The organism is Pedobacter gandavensis (genome assembly GCF_014172405.1).
Lineage (GTDB): Bacteria > Bacteroidota > Bacteroidia > Sphingobacteriales > Sphingobacteriaceae > Pedobacter > Pedobacter gandavensis.
Genome location: NZ_WNXC01000001.1, coordinates 1775750 through 1796638, shown reverse-complemented (window position 1 = coordinate 1796638; position 20889 = coordinate 1775750). Strand labels below are relative to the sequence as shown.

The 20889-nt window shown below is 41.1% G+C and carries 21 protein-coding genes; 12 read left to right on the top strand and 9 right to left on the bottom strand.

Going from position 1 to position 20889, the window contains the following annotated elements; genetic code table 11:
* Nucleotides 1-328 precede the first annotated feature (328 nt).
* Complete coding sequence (locus tag GM920_RS07325) at nt 329-565, bottom strand: hypothetical protein (protein ID WP_182954984.1); 237 nt, start codon at nt 563-565, stop codon at nt 329-331.
* A gap of 70 nt (nt 566-635) precedes the next feature.
* Entirely contained in the window at nt 636-1073 is a 438-nt protein-coding gene (locus GM920_RS07320; protein WP_182954982.1) for a VOC family protein, read from the bottom strand.
* Between the two features lie 147 nt (nt 1074-1220).
* On the opposite strand from GM920_RS07320, the gene GM920_RS07315 reads away from it, so the two are divergent.
* Nucleotides 1221-1877 carry a VOC family protein gene (locus GM920_RS07315; RefSeq protein WP_182954979.1) on the top strand — a complete coding sequence of 219 codons (657 nt, stop codon included), beginning with the start codon at nt 1221-1223 and terminating at the stop codon, nt 1875-1877.
* Here the strand turns inward: GM920_RS07315 and GM920_RS07310 are convergent.
* Nucleotides 1874-3196, bottom strand: coding sequence for a sensor histidine kinase (locus GM920_RS07310; RefSeq protein WP_182954976.1), 1323 nt, complete (start codon nt 3194-3196; stop codon nt 1874-1876). The genes GM920_RS07315 and GM920_RS07310 overlap by 4 nt on opposite strands.
* A gap of 123 nt (nt 3197-3319) precedes the next feature.
* Here GM920_RS07310 and GM920_RS07305 point away from each other — a divergent pair, with 123 nt between their 5' ends.
* A complete protein-coding gene (locus GM920_RS07305) occupies nt 3320-5212 on the top strand; it encodes a PAS domain-containing sensor histidine kinase (RefSeq protein WP_182954973.1) in 1893 nt (630 codons plus the stop codon).
* Between the two features lie 5 nt (nt 5213-5217).
* Here GM920_RS07305 and GM920_RS07300 read toward each other — a convergent pair whose 3' ends face one another.
* On the bottom strand, nt 5218-6612 hold the full coding sequence (locus GM920_RS07300) for an MFS transporter (RefSeq protein ID WP_182954970.1): 1395 nt from the start codon (nt 6610-6612) through the stop codon (nt 5218-5220).
* A gap of 131 nt (nt 6613-6743) precedes the next feature.
* Here GM920_RS07300 and GM920_RS07295 point away from each other — a divergent pair, with 131 nt between their 5' ends.
* On the top strand, nt 6744-7235 hold the full coding sequence (locus GM920_RS07295; RefSeq protein WP_182954968.1) for an Lrp/AsnC family transcriptional regulator: 492 nt from the start codon (nt 6744-6746) through the stop codon (nt 7233-7235).
* A 7-nt stretch (nt 7236-7242) separates the two neighbouring features.
* On the opposite strand, the gene GM920_RS07290 is transcribed toward GM920_RS07295, so the two are convergent.
* From GM920_RS07290 to GM920_RS07275, 4 genes are all read right to left on the bottom strand, one after another.
* Nucleotides 7243-8463, bottom strand: a complete 1221-nt coding sequence (locus tag GM920_RS07290) for an ABC transporter permease (RefSeq protein ID WP_182954965.1) — start codon at nt 8461-8463, stop codon at nt 7243-7245.
* A gap of 65 nt (nt 8464-8528) precedes the next feature.
* The gene (locus GM920_RS07285) at nt 8529-9278 is read right to left on the bottom strand and encodes an ABC transporter ATP-binding protein (protein ID WP_202986052.1); all 750 of its coding nucleotides are present in this window, start codon (nt 9276-9278) and stop codon (nt 8529-8531) included.
* Nucleotides 9275-10531 (bottom strand): efflux RND transporter periplasmic adaptor subunit, encoded by a 1257-nt coding sequence (locus GM920_RS07280; RefSeq protein WP_182954962.1) that lies wholly within the window; start codon nt 10529-10531, stop codon nt 9275-9277. The genes GM920_RS07285 and GM920_RS07280 overlap by 4 nt, the downstream gene beginning before the upstream one ends.
* 2 nt (nt 10532-10533) lie before the next feature.
* Complete coding sequence (locus GM920_RS07275; protein ID WP_182954960.1) at nt 10534-11886, bottom strand: TolC family protein; 1353 nt, start codon at nt 11884-11886, stop codon at nt 10534-10536.
* 184 nt (nt 11887-12070) lie between these two features.
* On the opposite strand from GM920_RS07275, the gene GM920_RS07270 reads away from it, so the two are divergent.
* The 9 genes from GM920_RS07270 (at nt 12071) to GM920_RS23820 (ending at nt 19215) form a co-directional block, all read left to right on the top strand.
* Nucleotides 12071-13162: a sensor histidine kinase gene (locus GM920_RS07270; protein ID WP_182954957.1), complete on the top strand. Its 1092-nt coding sequence runs from the start codon at nt 12071-12073 to the stop codon at nt 13160-13162.
* Nucleotides 13137-13865, top strand: a complete 729-nt coding sequence (locus GM920_RS07265) for a LytR/AlgR family response regulator transcription factor (RefSeq protein ID WP_182954954.1) — start codon at nt 13137-13139, stop codon at nt 13863-13865. The genes GM920_RS07270 and GM920_RS07265 overlap by 26 nt, the downstream gene beginning before the upstream one ends.
* 125 nt (nt 13866-13990) lie before the next feature.
* Nucleotides 13991-14428: a MarR family winged helix-turn-helix transcriptional regulator gene (locus GM920_RS07260; protein ID WP_182954952.1), complete on the top strand. Its 438-nt coding sequence runs from the start codon at nt 13991-13993 to the stop codon at nt 14426-14428.
* Between the two features lie 19 nt (nt 14429-14447).
* Entirely contained in the window at nt 14448-15443 is a 996-nt protein-coding gene (locus GM920_RS07255; RefSeq protein ID WP_182954949.1) for an NADP-dependent oxidoreductase, read from the top strand.
* A gap of 97 nt (nt 15444-15540) precedes the next feature.
* Nucleotides 15541-16701 carry an iron-containing alcohol dehydrogenase gene (locus tag GM920_RS07250; protein ID WP_182954946.1) on the top strand — a complete coding sequence of 387 codons (1161 nt, stop codon included), beginning with the start codon at nt 15541-15543 and terminating at the stop codon, nt 16699-16701.
* Nucleotides 16702-16732: 31 nt separating this feature from the next.
* Nucleotides 16733-18373 carry a magnesium-translocating P-type ATPase gene (gene mgtA / locus GM920_RS07245; RefSeq protein WP_182954944.1) on the top strand — a complete coding sequence of 547 codons (1641 nt, stop codon included), beginning with the start codon at nt 16733-16735 and terminating at the stop codon, nt 18371-18373.
* A 118-nt stretch (nt 18374-18491) separates the two neighbouring features.
* A complete protein-coding gene (locus GM920_RS07240; protein WP_182954942.1) occupies nt 18492-18686 on the top strand; it encodes a hypothetical protein in 195 nt (64 codons plus the stop codon).
* Nucleotides 18668-18946, top strand: coding sequence for an efflux RND transporter periplasmic adaptor subunit (locus GM920_RS23825; protein WP_182954939.1), 279 nt, complete (start codon nt 18668-18670; stop codon nt 18944-18946). Before GM920_RS07240 ends, GM920_RS23825 begins: the two co-directional genes overlap by 19 nt.
* Nucleotides 18934-19215, top strand: a complete 282-nt coding sequence (locus GM920_RS23820; protein WP_182954936.1) for an efflux RND transporter periplasmic adaptor subunit — start codon at nt 18934-18936, stop codon at nt 19213-19215. The genes GM920_RS23825 and GM920_RS23820 overlap by 13 nt, the downstream gene beginning before the upstream one ends.
* Before the next feature lie 220 nt (nt 19216-19435).
* Here GM920_RS23820 and cls read toward each other — a convergent pair whose 3' ends face one another.
* On the bottom strand, nt 19436-20887 hold the full coding sequence (cls, locus tag GM920_RS07225; protein WP_182954934.1) for a cardiolipin synthase: 1452 nt from the start codon (nt 20885-20887) through the stop codon (nt 19436-19438).
* Nucleotides 20888-20889: the final 2 nt, after the last annotated feature.

The window sequence follows — 20889 nt, the reverse complement described above, 5'->3', positions numbered from 1 at the left end:
AAAGGGGAGCATTGTGCAACTTGTAATGCGAATGGCAATTGCAGGGCTTGCAAAACCTGTAATTATTGTAAGCATTGTAATGCAGGAGGATCTTGTAGTGTCTGCAGCGGTAGCAATACTAAAAATACGCTTCCGGAAAAAAAGAGTTTTAAGCGCGTCACTTTCGCGAGTGCGACATGTAAAGGAATAACCAAGAAAGGAGTCCGGTGTAAAAGGGTGGTTAAGGACGAAGACTATTGCTGGCAGCATAGTAAATAGGGGAGAAATAATGAAAAACTCCCTGTGAAGTATAATACTGTACAAGGAGTTAAATTTATATTTTCTCGTGCTAATTTCCTTTTTTCGGGGCAATTCCTTTATCTACATCTAAGGTGAAAGATGCTTCTGAAGCATCAAATGCTTGTTTGAGCAGATCTACTTCTGGTAGTTCGATTCCTTCCGGTTTGTCAAAATTTTCATCGAAGCCATTAGAATGTACGTCTTTCTGACTTTGTTGATCATCTGCTTCTGAATTTAGAGCATCATCTATTGGAACATTGTCCTCAGGGTTTTTTGGGATAGCCATAATTGGATGTTTAAGTATATACCCATAACAGCAGATCTTTCTGCTTGTTTCATCATTGCAGCAAAATTTATTAAACCGATCCTTCCGGCCAATGAAATACCAATGGGAATCCATCAGGATCTCTAACATATAAAGCTTTATAGCCATAAGAAGTGCTGGTTGGTATGGTTACATCTACACCATTGGATTGCAGATAAGCATAAACATGGTCCAATTCCGGACAACCAAAATGGATGGACATATCGTGGCGTTCCAACCAATCATGGGCGGTTGCAGGCTTTGGACAAGCTTTTTCTCCTCTGGGTTCTAGCAGTAATTCGGTCCCGTTCAGGCTTAGTCGAGCCCATTTGTAATTGTCCGGTCTTTCTGGCGCCTCGGAGGTTTCGACCAGGTCAAAACCGAGCAGATCCCGGTAAAAGCGTACTGATGTGGGCATATTGAAAACCGAAAGTAAAGGTGTAAATCCCTGTATTTTTATCGGTTTTACTGAATTGGTCTCATTTGACATAAATTTCTCCTTTTTAACTGGTTAACAGATCATTCCTTTAAGGTAATAGAATAATTGGAATCGATCAATTATCTGAGCTATAATTATTGTTCGGAATTTCCCAACCATTAAGCCTTAACTTTGTTCTGTACCAAAAAGCAACGTGTTATGGAGATTAAAGAATTACAAATTATTACGAATCAACTGGAAGAAACGGAAAGGTTTTATAATCAAATATTAAATATGGCTACCCTTGATAGAACGGAGAATGAGGTCTCTTTTCAGGTTGGAAGGACTAAGCTCTCATTTGTAGGGGCAACAGCCGATCAGCCAGTTTACCATATTGCTTTTGACATCCCAAAAAACAAACTTGTGGAAGCTTACGAATGGCTAAAATTAAGAACGGTTATCCTTCCGGTAACACCAGAATCTAATTTTTCCAATTTTGAATTATGGAATGCAAAGTCCTTCTATTTTCATGACAACAATAAAAATCTGTTGGAACTGATCTGCCGTTGCGACCTTGAGAATGAATCAGAGCAACCATTTGATGGATCCTCCATATTAGCCATTTCTGAAATTGGTTTAGTCGCTGATGATGTCCCATTTTTGGCAGAAACACTGATGAGCAAATACGGTCTGGAAATTTATGAAAAGCAGCCCGCACATGACAATTTTACCGTACTCGGTGATGAAAACGGTTTGTTTATTCTGGTCAATCAGGATAGAGATTGGTATCCTACTGCACAAAAGGCGAAATCATTTCCTGTAAAATTAATATTTAACAATGGTAGCGGAGAAGATCAGGAGTTGTCTATCTCTTAATTTTCAGCATTCATATATAGTGGGAGTGATACATAGAAAACAGTTCCCTCACCTTTTTGGCTTTCAAACCATATTCTTCCGCCCTGTGCCTGGGTATATTCTTTACAAAGAAATAGTCCCAGGCCAATTCCTTTTTCATTGGCAGTGCCAAAAGTAGATTGTGCTTTAAGAGAAAAGATTTCTGATTTATTTTCTTCAGGAATGCCATTTCCTGTATCCCTGATCGCAATCAGGCAATCTTTTCCATACCTACTGGCATTCAATTCGATTAGACCATCAGCTGGGGTAAACTTGATTGCATTGCCAATGATGTTCCTGACAATCAGTTGCAGCATGTGTACATTGGAAAATAATTCCAGGGAAGGGTCAATGTCTGCTGTTAAGGTGATTTTCTTTTCTTGGGATGCTGCTTTTTGAATCATAATCACAGAATCCAGGGCTTCGTGGAGCTTATTAATTTCCATGACTGCTTTTCCTTCATTTAGCTGCGCACGAGACCAGGAAAGCATGTTGTCCAACATCTCCTGTGTACCTATGATCGCATTGCTAAGCTTCTTATCCATCATTTCCTTCTCCTCTGCACTCAGAATATCCATTCGGAAAAGCTCCATATAGCTTTGTATAGAAGCCAATGGTGCACGAAGATCGTGGGCGATGATCGAGAAGAATTTCGTCTTTTCATGATTCATTCGCTCTAATGCTGCTGTTTTCAGTTCTGCATTCTGCTTTTCTTTATAATAAGCAGTTTTAAGATAAAATAAACCCGTAAACGTAACCAAAATAGTGATGATATAAGTAGAGGCGATGTCTGCAAAAACAGCTGCTCTACCTTTATAGGTATCTTGAATAAACCCTGGGTTTTTGTATTCAAAAAAGAGCAGCCCCAGCCCCGTAGCCAGACAAAGAATAGACCAGAACCAGTACTGACTTCTGGGAGAAATGATCATAATCATAAAGAAAGCGATGGAAAAAGAGAGCAACGATGGCCCTTTTATCCCATTGTTTAAGAAATAGATACATCCTAAAGCCAGCAAAACCAATAGGGAAGAGAGAATAATACTGTATTGGAACTGTTTTTTAAATCTGGAAAGGTAATAGGTGAAAGTTAAGGCGAGGAATAAGAAGAAAAATAAACCGGCAATGGTTTCCATTCCATTGAAATAATTGAAAGGCACATCATAGCCCATGATGAGGATAGCAACTACACATATGGCATTAAAAACCTGGTTTTCAGGTTTAAACTGCGCGCTTGGCCCAATGAGTAAATAGACCAGTTTTTGTAAGCCGCTAATCAGGCGGGAGATGGTTTCTGGTATCATTACCTAAAAATAAGCAAAGTAATTGATGATGTAGAAAATAATAGCGCTATCAGGAATGATTTTGAATTGTGCTGGACTTTAGTATTCGTGGTATGAGTCTTGTACCAGCTTAAATATTAGCATATGGAACAATTAGTTGTATTACCCGCTGCCCTTTTAAAAACGTATGAAACAGTGCCAGGTTTATATTTGGTGCTTTCCCCTGATTTGATGGTGCTTACCGCCAGTGATGCTTATTTAGCTGCACAAGGCCTAAACAGGGAGGAGCTGAAAGGCAGGAGCTTTTTAGACCTATTTCCTCAAGATCCTCTAATTCCATTTGAAATGGGGTTTTCAGCCTCTCTTCAGCGGGTTTTAGATACCCTAGAGCCCCATCAGCTACCATTATTGAAATTAGAGCTTCCAGATCCTAGTGATCAAGAAGTAACCATCTCCAAGTACTGGGATGTTACACATACCCCTTTTCTGGATGAAAATGGTGCCATTCAGTATATTATTCAATATAGTTTTGACGTCAGTAATCTAATTTCGGCAAGGAAGAAATCAGAACAACGCGAAAAGAAGATTGCTGCCAGTGAAAAGCACCTGGAATTTTTGTTAAATGCCATGCCTCAACAGGTGTGGACAGCAACGGCTCATGGAATTATCAATTATGTGAATGAGATTTGTTGTCGTGATTTTGGAAAAACAGTAGAAGAATTGAGAGGGCTAGGCTGGCAGTCTTTTGTCCATCCGGATGACCTTCCTGCCTGTATCCGGGCCTGGAGTTATGCACTAGGTCAAAATTCTGAATATAGTGTGGAATTTCGTCTTCAAATGGCCGATGGCCAATATAAATGGTATTTAGGGAAGGCCATTCCATTAATAGAAAGTGGGGAGTTGAAGATGTGGATGGGGACAAATACCAATATCGATGTTCAGAAGTCAAATGAACAGCGGAAGGATGAATTTCTTGCTATCGCCAGTCATGAGTTGAAAACACCTTTAACTTCTATAAAGGCCTTCAATCAGTTGATGAAGAAAACGAATGATCCCGAAAAATTACATGGTTTTGTAGAGAAATCTGCCAGTAATATCTTTCGTTTGGAGCAGCTAATTGCCGATTTATTAGACGTAACCAAGATCAATTCCGGAAGTATGAGTTTTGATAAAGAAGCGTTCAATTTTAATGAAATTATAGAAGCTGCGATGCATACAGTTCAGGCGGTTTCCCCGGATCACGAGTTGTTTCTGGAGCACAGTATAGCCATTCTTTATCATGGAGATCGGCTTAGAATTGAGCAGGTACTGGTTAATTTCCTATCAAATGCAGTCAAATATTCCCCAAATGGGGGTAAAGTAATCCTGAAGGGAAAAATTCAAGCAGACAACATCGTAATCTCAGTGCAGGATTTTGGTATAGGTATTGCCGATTTTGAAATGAAAAGATTATTTGAAAGGTATTACCGAGTTGATAATGAAGATTTACGGTATGAAGGCCTGGGTTTAGGACTTTTCATCTGTTCGGAAATATTGAAAGCACATCAAGGAAGCTTTTGGCTTGAAAGTGAGCTGGATGCTGGTTCTACTTTTTATTTTAGGCTTCCCTTAAAGGCGCATGTTGCGGTTGACTGTCCGGTGGAAAGGCATCATTTTTATCAGGATGATAGCCTAACAGTTAGTTACAATAAAGAACACCATCGCTTAGATGCGAAATGGAAGGGTTTTAATAGCAAGGAAACGGTACAGCATGGGGCAATGGTAATGCTGGCGCTTTTAAGGGCAAATGAATGTCATAAGATCTTAAATGATAACAGGGAAGTATTGGGCACCTGGTCTGATGCGTCAGATTGGGTAGGAGAAACCTGGTTTCCTATGATTGAAAAAGCAGGCTTAACACATTTCTCCTGGATAAATTCCCCTGATATTTTTTGTCGGTTTTCTGCGGAAAAAAGTGCAAGTATCGCGCTTGGCAATGTTGAAATACAGTTTTTTGCAGAGATCCAGTCTGCGGAGGACTGGATCAATAGGCAATAGTTTATTTATTTAGCGGCTGCGGCTAGGCTCGGTCGTTGTACTGCAACATGTCTCTTCGTGTAGGAAGCCAACCAAACCAAGGCGCCGATTGCATATACGCATAAGACCAGAATCGAGGTGTTACTCACCGAATTTCCAGTTTCATGAGTGCTGATAAATAAAGACAGGATAGACAATCCGATTCCACCACCTAGAAAATAGGAGGTTGATGCCAGACTGGAAGCTAGTCCATAATGTTGTGGCGGAATACCTTGTACTGAAATTACAGATAAACTGGTATAACAGATCGTCATTCCCAACCCGGAAACACAAGCGGCAGAGCACAAGAGTAAAATAAAGTTATGGTCCATCAGTACGGAGGCCAATAAAAATCCTGCACCACCAACCATTAATGACATTCCAAAAACACCGGTTTGCCATACATTCAGTCTTTTCATTAAAGGAGGAAGTACAAATTTTGCGAACAGCGCAGAAATAATACTAAATGGAACCAGGGTAACGCCTGCTTTGGCCGCACTGAAATTCATGTCTTTCTGAATCAATAAAGACAGCAAAAACATATATCCGGTAAAATACGCACCTAGTAAAAAGAATACGCCAATCCCGGTTGTGGTTGCTTTGGAACGGAACAGGGATACCTCTATTAAAGGCTCTGCCTGAACTTTTAAGCGGTGTTGAATGATTTTGAAACCGGCAATAACCGCAATGGTTAAGCCAATGAGCATTAGGTAATGTTCGCGGATTCTACCCAGTTCATGGACACCATAACTCAACATTAATAAAACGATAACTAATAAAACGCCAGACAGTAAGTCTGGTCTGGATTTAGATTTTTTTAACTCATCCGGAGCCAGATAATACCAGGCAAGGCCGATAATGATAAATAGAACAGGGACATTTACAAAGAAAATCCAATGCCAGCCCCAATAGGTTGTGATAATCCCACCTAAAGCCAGGCCACTACCTGATCCGATGGCTGCAAATGAACTGAAAATACCAATGGCTTTTGCACGTTCACGGGATTCTGTAAAAGTATGAGTAACAATAGAGAAGGCGGAAGGCATGATCAATGCAGCACCAATTCCCTGCGCGGCGCGGAAGAAGGCAAGCATTTCAAAAGAACCAGAAAGCCCGGCTCCTAAAGAGGTCAGTAGGAATATTGCACAGCCGGCCAGGAAAATGTTTTTCTTTCCAACAAGGTCGGATAATTTTCCCCCAATGATTAAAAATCCTCCGTACAACAACACATATAGTGTTTGTAGCCATTGTACCTTATCACTGCTGAGCCCATAGTCTGATTGTATAGAGGGGATGGCCAGATTGACAATGGCAATATCCAATGCTTCTATAAAAATACCAATAGAAGCAATGGCAAGGATAAGATTCTTTCTTTGAGTCATAAAATGTAAAGGGGAAATTTTCCTTACAAAGGTAACTTTCGTAACACAGACTAAAAATAAGTTCTGCTTATTTAGAACAAATGATTATTATTTCCTAATTTAACAGAACAAAAGTATTATTGATCTTAGATATGGCTCCCCAAACAGAACAAGTCCGCCAGACCGCACTGGTTTTAGATGAGAAGGATTATGAAATTATGCGCTTATTGCAGGAAAATGCGAAGCTCACTATTCGCGAAATCGCTTCCAAGGTACATTTAAGTCCAACTCCCACCCATGAAAGGATCAAAAGGATGGAGCGGGAAGGAGTAATTAGAAAGTATGTGGCCTTATTGGATAACCGGAAAATCAATAAAGGGATTATTGTCATTGTACAGATCTCCCTGAAAGTTCACAATAAAAAGGCAGCTCAGGAATTTATCGATGCCGTATTGGCGTTTAAAGAGGTGACCGAATGTTATAATATATCTGGTGATTTTGACTTTATGCTTAAGATTGTAACGGAAAGCATGGAAAGCTTCCATTCCTTCTCCATGAATAAGCTGAGTGAAATCCCAGGAATTGCACAAACGAAGAGCATTTTTGTGATGGATACCATTAAAGATACCCATCACTTGTTGTAAAAAAACTTTATTCGTAGTGTAAAGCTTCTATCGGATCTAAACGGGAGGCCTTTAATGCCGGGTAATAGCCGAAAAATATACCGGTTATCGCACAAACCATAAATGAAATGACTATCGATGATTCTGAAATTACGGTTGGCCAGTTGAGCATAGATGGGATGACAATGGCTGCGGTGATGCCTAATAATACCCCAATGACGCCACCCGTGATGCTGATCATGACCGCCTCAATTAAAAATTGAAGCAGTATATCTATGCCTCGGGCGCCAATAGACATTCTAAGTCCAATTTCCCGGGTGCGTTCCGTTACAGATACGTACATGATGTTCATGATGCCAATTCCACCAATTAACAGGGAAATACTGGCTACTGCAGTTAATAAGGCGGTCATCATGCTGCTGGTAGAATTCATCATCGTCATTAATTCTGCCTGGGTACGAACCTGGAAATCATTGTCCTGGTTGTCACGTAAGTGATGCGTATCTCTTAATATTGCCGAAATCTGGGTAACAGCAGCATCTGAAGCACTTTCGGTGATGGCTGAGGCATAGATGCTGCCAAAATATATGGTGGATTGTATTCTTTTTTGCACGGTAGTATAAGGAGCGATAATGATGTCATCCTGATCCTGTCCGAAGTTGCTGGTTCCTTTTGGTACCAGAACGCCAATAACCTGGAAAGGAGTTTTTCCAAACCTGATGACCTTTCCAATAGGGTCATCTCCATTTGGAAAGAGGTTGTCTACCACCGTTTTGCCTAGCAAACAGACTTTTGCGAAAGACCTCACCTCCTGATCTGAAAACATAATCCCTTCTTTTACCACTACTTTTCTGATTTCCAGGTAGTCAGGACTTACGCCCTGAATGGTAGTCGGCCAATTATTTGCGCCATTGATCGATTGTCCGCCTGAAGAAGCCAATGGAGAAATGAGGGCAACATCAGGAGCGTTTTTTTGTATCGCTTCTACATCTCTAATCGTCAGTGTTTTAAGGCTACTCCCCATTATTCTTGCTCCACCAGGCTCATTACTGTAAGGTTGAATGGTGATCATGTTGGAACCCATGCTGGCTAAAGAAGCATTGATACTTTGTTTAGAGCCTTCCCCGATAGACATCATGGTAATTACAGAAGCGACACCTATGATGATGCCAAGCATGGTGAGCAGGGCACGTAATTTATTACGTTGCAAAGCCCTTATGGCAAGTTTGATCAGATTTAAGATTTTCATTAGGATATGTTTTTCAATGGTTATGAAGCTATCATAAGTTTATAAGGGTTTCATCAGCCTATCATTTAATAATCATCGGAAACAGGCAATTCGGCCAAAGCGGTTTTTGCGGAACGTGGATTTGGGTTGGCAGTATCCTTTAATACCCGGCCATCTTTTAACATGACTGTGCGATTGGTAAATGAGGCGATATCTGGCTCATGTGTCACAAAAATAATGGTTTTACCATTTTGATTGAGCTCTTGCATGAGTGACATGATCTCATAGGAAGTCCGTGTGTCCAGGTTTCCGGTTGCCTCATCCGCTAGAATCATCACTGGCTCATTCACTAATGCTCTGGCTATGGCTACCCTCTGCTGCTGTCCGCCGGAAAGTTGATTGGGCGTATGGTCAAAACGGTCGTCTAATTTTACCGCCTTTAATGCTGCTATTGCTCTTTCCTTGCGTTCCTTGGTGCTAATAGTTGGGTTATATAACAACGGCAGCTCCACATTTTCTAGCGCAGTTGTTCGTGGTAAAAGGTTATAGGCCTGAAATACAAAGCCAATTTTCGTGTTTCTCATTCTTGCCAGTTGATCTCTGCTCAGCTCTTTAACATTTACGCCATCTAAAATATAACTGCCTTCAGTAGGTTTATCCAGGCAACCGAGCATGTTTAATAGCGTAGTTTTCCCAGAGCCACTGCTGCCCATAATGGTCAGGAACTCTCCAGCATTCACATCAAAGGAAACTCCTTTAAGGGCACGCACGATTTGATCGCCCATGACAAATTCCCGCTTTACGTTCTGGATTTCCAGGATTTTTTTGCCGGTCATCGTCTACCTCCTCTTTTTGGCATAAATGGACTGGTTGCTGCGGCTGCCGGCGCTGATGAAGTAAGGCCCTCTGTTCCGGTAACTACCAACTCATTTTCGCTCAGCCCCGACAACACCTGTACTTTTGTATTGTCATTTAGGCCAGTCTTAATTTTCTTTTGAATCAACTTCTTCCCCTCCAATACCCATACATAAGCGGTAGGATTGGCCACCACATCTCCATTAACAGATTTGTCTTTGTTGGCTTTACCTGAGCGATTTCCTTTTCCTCCACTGCCTTTCCCAGATCCCCCTTTATGATGTCCTGGGTCTGGAACAATTTCATATTGTTTGGAAAGGGAAGAATCCGGGTGGAATTTTAAAGCTTGCGCGGAAACGAGTAGCGCATTATTTACTTCTTTAGTATAGATGATAATATTGGCGGTCATCCCTGGTTTTAGCTTTTTATCATCATTAGGTGCATCAATTAAAGTGGCATAAGTCACCACATTGGAAGATATGGAAGGTTGTAAACGAATCTCTTTCACAGTACCATTGAAGGTATCATTGATAAAAGCATCTACGGTAAACGTGGAGCGTTGCCCAGTCATGACGCTACCTATGTCCGCTTCATCTACTTTTGCCTGGACCTGCATTTTCGTGATGTCCTTGGCAATAGTAAAGAGGGTAGGTGTACTAAAACTCGCCGCTACTGTTTGGCCAATATTTACACTTCTGCTGAGCACCACGCCATCTATTGGGGAGTAAATCTGCGTAAAAGAGAGGTTTCGCTGCGCCGCCGTCAGTTGTGCTTTTACATTGTTGACATTGGCTTTCGCCACTTGTAAGGTGTTTAGTGCAAGGTCGTAGTCCGCTTTGCTAATGGATCCGGTCTCGAATAGTTGTTTTTGTCGGTTGAAATTTGCCTCCTGATAATTTTGATTACTCTGCGCTTGTACCAGATTTGCTTTTGCCTGGTCTACGGTAGATTGTATCAATACTTTATCCAGCTCAGCAAGTAATTCTCCCTTTTTAACGGTAGAGTTAAAATCAGCAAAAAGCGCGGAAATGGTTCCTGATACCTGCGTACCAACTGTAACCGTATCCACAGGTTGAATGGTACCCGTTGCAGTAACACTGGTCGATATGGCACCAATTACCGGCTTTTCTGTAATGAGGCTCACTTTTTGGTCTTTGCTCCTTAAAAAGAAATACCAGATACCGAATAACACGATAACGCAAGCGAGGATGAGAAAGATTTTTTTCGGTTTCATGGTTATAGTTTTATAGGTGTTCCAAGATAGAATTCATAGATTTTAGCCGCCAGTATCGCATTGTATTTTGCCTGGATGTAAGCTTGCATCGCTTGTACATATAGGTTCCTTTGTTGGTAAAAGTCGACGATGTTAGCGGCGCCGATCTTTAATTCCTGACTGGCAATGCGGAAAACTTCTGTATTGTACTTCAATTGCTCTGTCGCAGAAACGAGCTGATTTTGACTGTTTTGTGCAGTAATCAGTGCTTTTTCTGTTGTTAATGCCAGTGTCGTTTTTGTGTTTTCGAGGGTTAACTGGGATTGTTGCAGATCAATCCGGGCTTTTGCGACATTGGTTTTGTTTATTCTATTGGTGAAAATAGGTATGGAAAGTGTCAGCCCTGCTTGCTGATTGAAGTTATTATTCAGTTGTTTAAAGTAATTATAGTTGGGATCATTTGCATAGTTGGAGCCAATCGCTGCACCTAAGCTGAGGGTTGGCTTGAACCCTGATTTGGCTTTAATCAGGTTGAGGTCTGAAATTTGGATGCCTAATTCTGCGTTTTTGATCTCAGGGCGGTTTTTAAGTGCATAGTCCTGTACGGTATTCAGATCTGGAATATTTGGAGTAGTGATCAGGGTATCTGGCTTTACAATGTCAAAATCCCTGGTTTCAGGGAGCTGAAGCAATTGCTTTAAGGTGATTTTGTCCTGGCGCTCAGCATTCTGTGAAGCAGTCAGGTTATAGTTGTCGGTCGCCAATTGCGCTTCAAACTGTACCACTTCTTTTCTTGCTGCGGCGCCTACTTTGAAGCGATCTTTGGATTGTGCCAGTTGTGCTTCGGAGGTTTTCACCAGGTCTTTATTATAAACAATACTTTCCTTATCAACCAGGATGCTAAGATAGGCCTGTGTAATCTGTAGTGTAATGTCGTTCTCAGTTTCCAAAATGCTAAGTCCGGCCGACTGTACCGAAAGTTCTTTTTGCTTAATATCGGTTTTTAAAAAGCCACCTCGATATAAGGTCCAGGAAGAATTCAAACCGTAAGAACCAGAAGTATTAATCACATTGCTGGAAGTATTCTGGGTAACATTATAATGGTTGAACGATTGAGATGCTGAGCCGCTTAGATTTGGGAGTAATGCAGATTTAGCCTGCAATTGATCCTCTACAGCACTTTTTTTATTGAGGATCAGGCTTCTGATCTGGATGTTGTTCGTTTTGGCATACTGCAAACAACTGGCCAGATTCCATACTGGCGGAATAACTTTTAACGCAGTATCTTGAAGGCCTGTGCGGTCTTGTCCGTATCCATTGGTGCTGGAAATGCCGAGACCATAGAGGAGCAGGATTTTTAAAGTGAATCGTGACATAGGATGCGTTTAAACTGCTAATAACTAGTCAAATCAACGCTTCTTTACGCGTTAAAAAAAACAGAATAGACCGGGAGCTAAAACACGCCGACGAATGGGGCGAATTCGTCGACGGCAATATTTGGACTTTCTTTTGCCCTTTCAGTACCTTGTCCTATCGAATTTGTACCTAATCTTAAGATCGATGATTTCTTTAAAAAGCCGTTCTTACATTACCGTGCTGCTGCATTTTCTGCTTTGGGGATTGTTTGCTTTTATTTTACTGTTTTATCATCCGCTATCCTGGAATATTCGTCTGCCATTACAATTTTGGATTAAGCAAGGATTGGTATTGGTTATTTTAATGGTAGTTTTCTATCTGAATAGCTATGTTTTGGTGCCCCGCCTGTTGCTTAGAAACAAAAACTTGTTATTTATAACAGTTGTTCTGGCCATTTCCCTAATTGCAGGACCATTGGTGAAAGGACTTGAAAATATACTGCACCTGCCACTATTGATGGAACAAGCCGTTCGTAAAGTGGGGATTCCCCGCCTGCCAAAAAGAGAGGAAGGGGTGGATCTCTTTTTGATCATGATGATCCTGCTCATTGTGGGAATCAGCACCAGTTTAACAATGATCCAGAAATGGCAAACAGACAAACAACTTAGAGAACTACTGGAGAAGGAAAAGATCAGCTCTGAACTTTCCTTTTTAAAGGCACAGATTAACCCCCATTTCTTTTTCAATACCTTAAATAACATTTATGCACTCACTCATGTGGATGTAGAAGCTTCCCGAAAAGCGCTCCATAAGTTGTCTAGAATGATGCGCTATCTTTTGTATGAAACGCAGCAGGGCATTACGCCCTTAAGTAAAGAGCTGTCCTTTATTAGTGATTATATTGAATTGATGCGACTCCGTCTGAGTGATGCCGTAAAGATCACTTTTGAAAAGCCAGCCTTGGGCGATTCTCTGATGTTGGCCCCCATGCTTTTCCTTCCTTATGTAGAAAATGCATTTAAACATGGAGTAAGTACAGTTTCCCCTTCAGAGATTAGCATCGTTATCAAAATGAATGGGCAACTGTTAGAAATGACAGTTAAAAACACTGTTTTTAAGGAGCAGGGTGCTTTAGTGGATCATTACGGAGGAATTGGATTAACCAACACAAAAAGACGTTTAGATTTGTTGTATCCAGGGAAATATACCTTTTCAGCAGGGAAAACTGAATCTGGCAATGCGTTTATCGTTCATTTAACACTAATTCTTGATGATACTGAAATGTATAGCAGTTGATGATGAGCCGCTGGCCTTAGGGTTGGTGTGTAGTTTTATAGAACAGACGCCCTTTTTGGAGCTGAAGGGTTCTTTTTCCAGTGGCTTAAAAGCATTGGAAGTGGTACGTCAGGAGGAAATAGACCTCATCTTTATGGACATTCAGATGCCTGATCTGAACGGGATACAGGTGGCGCGTTTGTTGGACCATCAACCTGGCGGGCCTGGGCCAAGGGTGATCTTTACTACTGCATTTAATAACTTTGCACTGGATGGTTATAAAGTAGATGCCCTGGATTATTTGTTAAAGCCCTTTGATTACGAAGAGTTTCTAACCGCGGCAAACAAAGCCAGAAACTATGCAGAAATGAAAGTACCGGTTAAAACTCAGGAGGAAACAGGGGAAGCATTTATCTTCCTGAAAGTGGAATATCAATTGGTTCGGATCGCCATCAAAGACATTCTTTATATTGAAGGATTGAAAGATTATGTGAAAGTGTATCTGGAGCACAATGATAGGCCCATACTCACTTTAACTACACTTAAAGATTTGGAAACTAAGCTCTCTGCGAAAGCATTTATGCGCGTTCATCGTTCCTATATTGTTTCCTTAGAGAAGATTACAGCGGTGACAAAAAACACGTTGTACATCGGTGAACGGATGATCTCCCTTTCTGAACAACATAAAGAAGCATTCAATTCTTACCTCAAGAAATGGCTTTAAAGCCGATTCAGTTCTATCTAAAATGACATTCATTCGTTAATTCTCTATTCATGTTCCTTGGAATTATAATCCATGGATGTTAATTTTGTAATCGCTCCTGAAGGCGCCTCTAAAATTTAATACTCATGAAGATAGAAGAAGAATTAAAACATCAATTTTTGACTCCCCAGCAAAGGGCAGCAACAAATATCATTTTCACTTCTAACTGGATTCTCAATAAGATTGCAACTGCACTAAAACCAACAGGTTTATCGCTACAGCAATTTAATGTGTTGAGTATTTTATATGGACAGGAGGGGCAAACGGCAACGGTAAATCTGATCAAAGATCGGCTGATAGACCGCATGCCAAATGTCTCCAGGTTGCTCAATAAGTTGATGGATAAGGGATTAATTGTGAAAGAACGAAACTTATCCGATCAACGTGTGGTTTATGTTAAACTGAGCCCGGAAGGAGCAAAGCTGAAAATTGAGGCCAGAGAGATTATAGATCGGGGGGTGCTTGACCTTAGTAGTCAAGATGCTGACCTGTTGAATGATCTCCTGGAAAAATTAAGAAAGTAAAATTGTAAAGAAAATGGCTATGAATAAAGTAATTCTGTTGAACGCAAGACCGGTGGGAAAACCAGTGTCAAGTGATTTTAAATTTATAGAAGAAGCAATGCCTGTGGCTAATGAAGGACAGGTATTGTTGAAAACAAAATATGTTTCTGTAGACCCGTATTTGAGGGGCAGAATGAATGATTCGGAATCTTATATTCCACCTTTTGAGTTGAATAAACCAATGGCTTCCGGTGTGGTAGCCGAAGTGGTAGAAAGTAAATTACCAGGTTTTGAAAAAGGCGATTTTGTGACCGGGGTTCTGGATTGGAAAGAATATCAGGCGCATAATGGTCAGGGATTGATGAAAGTTGATCCTAATGCGGCAGATTTAAGTGCTTACTTAGGAATACTTGGTATGACTGGCTTAACTGCTTATTGTGGTTTAATGGAAATCGGGAAACCAAAAGCAGGAGAAACCATTGTGGTTTCAGGTGCAGCAGGTGCTGTTGGATCGGTTGTAGGTCAGATTGGTAAGATTTTAGGTTGTAGAGTCGTTGGAATTGCAGGTACTGATGAGAAGGTAGAAATGCTGAAATCTAAGTTCCACTTCGATGAAGCCATCAATTATAAAACAACCACAGACCTGAAAGCAGCCGTAAAAGCAGCTTGCCCGACTGGTGTAGATGTGTATTTTGATAATGTGGGTGCAGCGATTTCTGACGCAGTTCTGGCCAATATCAATAGATATGCGCGTATTCCCGTTTGCGGAGCAATATCCTTGTATAATGCAACAACACCGGATTTAGGACCACGTATCCAGCCAACTATGGTGATCAAAAGCGCGTTAATGCAAGGCTTTATTGTATCGGCATTTGCGGCTAAATTCCCGGAAGCCATTGCTCAAATGAGTACCTGGTTGAAAGAAGGTAAATTGAGTTACGCGGAAACGGTAGTAGAAGGATTTGATCAGATTCCCCAAGCCTTTATGGACCTTTTCGAAGGTAAAAATGAAGGTAAAATGATCGTTAAGGTTTAGACCTTAAATTGTTAACCGAAAGATTAAAAGAAATCACAGCCGTAATCCTGTTAGAATTATGGCTGTGTAATATTAATTATAAAACAACCCAATCAAGATGTTAAATTTTGAATTTAAAAACCCTACCAAGATCATTTTTGGAAAAGGGGAAATAAAAAAGGTAAGTAAAGAAATCCCTACTGGTGCTAAAGTGTTGGTGCTTTATGGTGCTGGTAGTATTAAAGCCAATGGCGTGTATGATCAGGTAATGGAGGCACTGAAAGGTTTTGAAGTATTGGAATTCTCTGGAATTCCAGCAAACCCGGAATATGAAGTGCTGATGCAAGCCCTAAAAGTGATTAAGGACGAAAAGGTGACTTATATGTTGGCTGTTGGCGGTGGTTCTGTGATTGATGGGGTGAAATTCCTTTCTGCAGCAGCATTGTACGATGGTGATCAACCATGGGATATTTTGACGCAAAATATCAGAACGGAGAAAGGTTTGCCTTTTGCTTCAGTCTTGACTTTACCTGCTACAGGTTCAGAAATGAACTCTGGTGCAGTAATTACCCGTAAAGAAACTCAGGAAAAATTAGCTATGGGCGGTCCTGGTTTGTTCCCTGAATTCTCTATTCTTGATCCGGAAGTGATCAAGTCTATCCCTAAACGCCAATTGGTGAATGGGGTAACAGATGCCTTTACACATGTTTTAGAGCAATACATGACTTATCCTGCTGGTGCTCATTTACAAGATCGTTTTGCAGAAAGTATCCTGCAAACTTTGATTGAAGTGGGACCAAAAGTGATTGAAAATCCTGGAGATTATGAGGCTGCAGCCAACTTTATGTGGAGCTGCACCATGGCCTTGAATGGCTTGATCCAAAAAGGTGTACCTACTGATTGGGCCGTACATGCAATGGGTCATGAGTTAACTGCCCTATTCGGCATTGACCATGCAAGAACCTTAGCGATCATTGCACCAAGTCATTACCGTTATAATTTTGAAGCAAAGAAAGAGAAATTGGCGCAATATGGTCAGCGTGTATGGGGAATTACTTCTGGTAGTATCGATGATATCGCCAATGCAGCAATTGCCAGAACAGAAGATTTCTTCCATAGTATGGAGATAAATACCGCTCTTTCTGAATATACTGATGATTACGAGGGAACCGCACAGAAAATCTCGAAACGCTTTACCGAAAGAGGCTGGCTGGGATTAGGAGAGCATAAAACCCTTTCTCCATCTGATGTAGAGAAAATTGTGGAAATGAGCTATTAAGCTTTTTTCAATGGCCATCCTGCCATAGGTAATGGCCAATTTTATGATGCCGGTATTCCTGAAATATTTTCAGGAATACCGGCATTTGTGCTTAAAAAAGCTTCATTTAAATGTTTTTGAGGCGGATGATGATGAGGTTTTAAAATGGGCATATTTGAACAGCTTCCACCAAACCGGACTAAAAAACCTGCTGGACCTGGCCGTTTTAGAACATGTGGAACTTCATGATTATCTGAAGGTCAATGAAGATTATAACAAGGTGGATGAAATTCCTTTTGATTTTCAGCGGCGGAGAATGAGTGTCATTTTAGAACAGCAGGATGGAAAGCAGTTGCTGATTTGTAAAGGGGCGGTGGAAGAGATGCTGGATCTTTGTACCCATGCCTTTGAACCTGGAGAAAACCATCAGTTACACCTGGAAAAAGATGCGGTGGTGCTTATGGATGAGCAGATGCGTAATACTGTACTCCGTACTTCCAGAAAGCTCAATGAAGATGGCTTGAGGGTATTGCTCGTAGCCATTAGAGCATATGAACCAAGGCCTTCAAATTATGGAGTCTCAGATGAAAATAAACTGATTTTAACAGGGTTTATCGGCTTTTTAGATCCGGCTAAACCGTCTGCCAGGCCAGCGATTGCAGGGCTTCAGGAACTGGGAATCACGGTAAAAGTTTTGACTGGCGACAATGATATTGTGACTAGAAAAATCTGTAAAGAGGTAGGGATTCCTTTCCAGCAAGTTTTACTTGGGCCAGAACTGGATCAAATAGGGGAGGAGGAGCTGAAATCTAAGTTGCAGACTACCAGTATTTTTGCGAAACTAAGCCCTGTTCAGAAGTCGAGGATTGTAAAATTGCTACAAGAACAAGGGCATACGGTTGGTTTTATGGGAGATGGAATCAATGATGCAGCGGCGTTAAACGCTGCTGATGTCGGAATTTCTGTAGATACAGCAGTCGATATTGCCAAAGAAAGTGCGGATATCATTCTATTGGAGAAAGACTTAATGGTATTGCGTAAAGGAGTGATTTATGGACGGCGGACTTTTGGAAATATCATTAAATACATCAAAATGACAGCCAGTAGTAATTTTGGAAACATGTTCTCCATGCTGGGGGCAAGTGCCTTTCTACCATTTCTACCCATGTTACCCATTCATTTACTCATCCAAAATCTGTTGTATGATGTTTCCCAGATTTCTATCCCATGGGACCGTATGGATGAAGATTTTTTAAAGAAACCACAGCAATGGGACGCCGGAGGGATCAGCAGGTTTATGGTCTTCATCGGGCCCATTAGTTCCATTTTTGATTACGCAACTTTTGCATTGATGTTCTTTGTTTTTAAGGCGAATAGCCCGGCATATCAAACCTTGTTTCAAACCGGTTGGTTCGTAGAAGGACTCTTGTCGCAAACGCTGATTGTTCATATGATCCGAACCCGCAAGATTCCTTTTATTCAAAGCTGGGCAACGGCGCTGGTAGTGGCGCTAACCACACTCGTGATGTTGGTCGGAATCGCGATTCCTTTTACACCTTTTGCTCCCGTAATGAAGCTAATGCCCTTGCCAATTGCCTATCTTCCTTGGCTGTTTGGGATCCTGATAAGTTATTGTCTTTTGACACAGTATGTGAAAACTTTGTTTATTAAAAAGTTTAATCAATGGCTGTAAGTGTCTGATTATATTTATTGTAAATAATTCAATATTTTACTGTTTAGTCATTGTAAACAACGGTTTCGCTGATTTGTGAGTTGGAAATTCCCCTTAGATAAATACTAAAAACTAGAAAATGAAAGATCTGATTTTGTTGGCAGCTTTACTGCTGCTTTTGGTTTCCTGTGCCCAAAAAAAAGAGGCCGAACCGGTTGAAAATTACCATATGCAGGGCGATACTTTGGTCCTCCCTGCAAGCTCAAATTTAAATGCGTTATTAAAATTGGATGTGGTTGCTGAAGCCCATATCAAATGGAAATCAACAGCGTAGGGAAGGTAAAAGCTATTCCTAATTTCTATGCCACAATAGCCAGCCCATTTTCTGGACGCTTGCTTAGGGTCTTTATGAAACTAGGGATGAAAGTGAGCGCCGGAATGCCTCTTTTCGAATTGTCTTCCCCCGAATTTATTGAAATTCAGCAGCGCTTTTTTAGTACAAAAGCGCAGTTGAAAAAAGCAAACCTAGATTTAAAACGTCAAACTGACCTCTTTAAGAATGATTGTCTTCAGTTAAAGATATGGAAGAAGTAAGACAGTCATATGAGCTGATTTTAAGTGAGTATAAGAATTTAGTAGAAGGACTTAAAGTCTATCATGTTGCTGCAGATCAATTGAAAATTGGACAGCCATTGATCGTTCGTGCTCCGATTAAAGGAGAGGTGATTCAGAATGATCTGGTGACTGGTGATTATCTGAATACGGAGGCTGGGCTTCTGGTTAAAATCGCCGAGTTGAGCCAGGTATACGTCGCTGCCCAGGTGAAAGAAAAAGACATTCGCTTTATCCATAAGGGAGATTAGATAACATTGGAGCTGACTGCGTATCCCGCCGTTCAGGCACGCTGGAGGCGCTGCAGTAACTGAAGTTTACTCGAAGTTCACTTAGCCTGATAAAATCGCTCAGATCGCTTGATTTTGGGTTGTCGCTTAATGTGACGGTCAACACTGTGGCTGCAAATTTGATTGTACCGGTGTTCCATATGGGAGCGTTGGACTGGGAATCATGGTCAAAATCCTAACCCTATAAAAGTGGCGAAAGTAAACGGGCTATTTTTTCCGGGAGCTGCACCCAGGCAGATCTTGCTGTCCAAACCGCTGCATCGATGAGCTGGGAAACCTGTAGGTCCTCTTCAAATGCGGCTTTGAGTTGCCTGGCAATCTCCTCATCATAAACGATTGTATTCACTTCAAAGTTAAGCTCAAAACTACGTTCATCCATGTTGGCCGTTCCGATGAAAGAGAGTTGTTCGTCAATCACCATGGTTTTTGCATGAATGAAGCCTTTCTGATATTGGTAAATTTCTACGCCCACATCCAGTAATTCCTGATAATAGGAGCGTGCTGCTGCGGCTACCCAAATGGAATCTGATTCATAAGGCACCAACAGCTTTATGCTAATTCCACTCAGTGCGGCTACATATAGCGCATCCAGTAAACTGATGCCGGGGATAAAATATGGGCTGGTGATTAATATTTCCCGATCTGCCATACCGATGGCTTGAATCAGGTTGAGCAGGATGGTTGGATGATCTGAATCGGGGCCACTGGCAGCGATTTGTAAGTCCACTTTCCCTGATGGGTTTTTCTCAAAATGGAAAAATTCGGGCTGTATGGCTAAATCTTCTTCTGCACAAAAATTCCAGTCGGATATGAAAAGATGTTGCAGGTAATGCACGCCAGTTCCTTTGATTTTTAAGTGTGTATCTCTCCAAAACAGGGTTTTATTATATTTAGGGTCATTAATGTATCGGTCGCTGATGTTGATGCCGCCAGTAAATCCGATGTTTCCATCGATGATGATGATCTTTCTGTGGTTTCTATAATTGAGCCGGTTGGCCAATGCAATAAAGATCACTTTGTAAAAGGGAAAAGCCTGCACGCCGGCTTTTCTAAGTTCGGGTACCAGCTTTTTTCGAATCGAGCGACTACCGAAATCATCGTAGATAAAACGTACCTGGACACCTGCTAATGCTTTTTCAATTAAGATCTCTTTGATTTCATTGCCTATCTTTTCATCTTCAAATATGTAATATTCAATATGGATGTGGTGTTTTGCTTCACGCAGCGCTTGTAGTACTTCCGGAAATTTCTCCTCTCCATTAATCAGTAGCTGCACTTCATTATTTCCGGTTAACCCACTGGTATTGCTGTTTAATAACAACTGAGCTAGTTTTTTAAACTTTTGAAGGCCTGGACTCATTTGTTCGACTGTTTTTTCCGAACTCTTCATGATTCTGGAAGTCACTCTTTCAAGCTGACGCTCATCGGAGATGATTTTTTTATTGTAGATCTTCCTAACCCGGTAATTGATACCAAATGAAAAGTAGATGATGACCCCTACGACGGGTAAAAAAACAGCAAGTAACAAGTAGGCGAGGGTCTTGCTTACGGAACGGGTATCATAGATGATGCGAAGACAAACCGCAATAATGAAGAGTACGTAAGCAATTTCAAAAACGAGAATCCATTTCATAA

Coding starts and splice junctions, on each gene's coding strand:
- GM920_RS07325 (WP_182954984.1), bottom strand. CDS start 565: ATGGCTATCCCAAAAAACCCTGAGGACAATGTTCCAATAGATGATGCT.
- GM920_RS07320 (WP_182954982.1), bottom strand. CDS start 1,073: ATGTCAAATGAGACCAATTCAGTAAAACCGATAAAAATACAGGGATTT.
- GM920_RS07315 (WP_182954979.1), top strand. CDS start 1,221: ATGGAGATTAAAGAATTACAAATTATTACGAATCAACTGGAAGAAACG.
- GM920_RS07310 (WP_182954976.1), bottom strand. CDS start 3,196: ATGATACCAGAAACCATCTCCCGCCTGATTAGCGGCTTACAAAAACTG.
- GM920_RS07305 (WP_182954973.1), top strand. CDS start 3,320: ATGGAACAATTAGTTGTATTACCCGCTGCCCTTTTAAAAACGTATGAA.
- GM920_RS07300 (WP_182954970.1), bottom strand. CDS start 6,612: ATGACTCAAAGAAAGAATCTTATCCTTGCCATTGCTTCTATTGGTATT.
- GM920_RS07295 (WP_182954968.1), top strand. CDS start 6,744: ATGGCTCCCCAAACAGAACAAGTCCGCCAGACCGCACTGGTTTTAGAT.
- GM920_RS07290 (WP_182954965.1), bottom strand. CDS start 8,463: ATGAAAATCTTAAATCTGATCAAACTTGCCATAAGGGCTTTGCAACGT.
- GM920_RS07285 (WP_202986052.1), bottom strand. CDS start 9,278: ATGACCGGCAAAAAAATCCTGGAAATCCAGAACGTAAAGCGGGAATTT.
- GM920_RS07280 (WP_182954962.1), bottom strand. CDS start 10,531: ATGAAACCGAAAAAAATCTTTCTCATCCTCGCTTGCGTTATCGTGTTA.
- GM920_RS07275 (WP_182954960.1), bottom strand. CDS start 11,886: ATGTCACGATTCACTTTAAAAATCCTGCTCCTCTATGGTCTCGGCATT.
- GM920_RS07270 (WP_182954957.1), top strand. CDS start 12,071: ATGATTTCTTTAAAAAGCCGTTCTTACATTACCGTGCTGCTGCATTTT.
- GM920_RS07265 (WP_182954954.1), top strand. CDS start 13,137: ATGATACTGAAATGTATAGCAGTTGATGATGAGCCGCTGGCCTTAGGG.
- GM920_RS07260 (WP_182954952.1), top strand. CDS start 13,991: ATGAAGATAGAAGAAGAATTAAAACATCAATTTTTGACTCCCCAGCAA.
- GM920_RS07255 (WP_182954949.1), top strand. CDS start 14,448: ATGAATAAAGTAATTCTGTTGAACGCAAGACCGGTGGGAAAACCAGTG.
- GM920_RS07250 (WP_182954946.1), top strand. CDS start 15,541: ATGTTAAATTTTGAATTTAAAAACCCTACCAAGATCATTTTTGGAAAA.
- mgtA (WP_182954944.1), top strand. CDS start 16,733: ATGGCCAATTTTATGATGCCGGTATTCCTGAAATATTTTCAGGAATAC.
- GM920_RS07240 (WP_182954942.1), top strand. CDS start 18,492: ATGAAAGATCTGATTTTGTTGGCAGCTTTACTGCTGCTTTTGGTTTCC.
- GM920_RS23825 (WP_182954939.1), top strand. CDS start 18,668: ATGGAAATCAACAGCGTAGGGAAGGTAAAAGCTATTCCTAATTTCTAT.
- GM920_RS23820 (WP_182954936.1), top strand. CDS start 18,934: ATGGAAGAAGTAAGACAGTCATATGAGCTGATTTTAAGTGAGTATAAG.
- cls (WP_182954934.1), bottom strand. CDS start 20,887: ATGAAATGGATTCTCGTTTTTGAAATTGCTTACGTACTCTTCATTATT.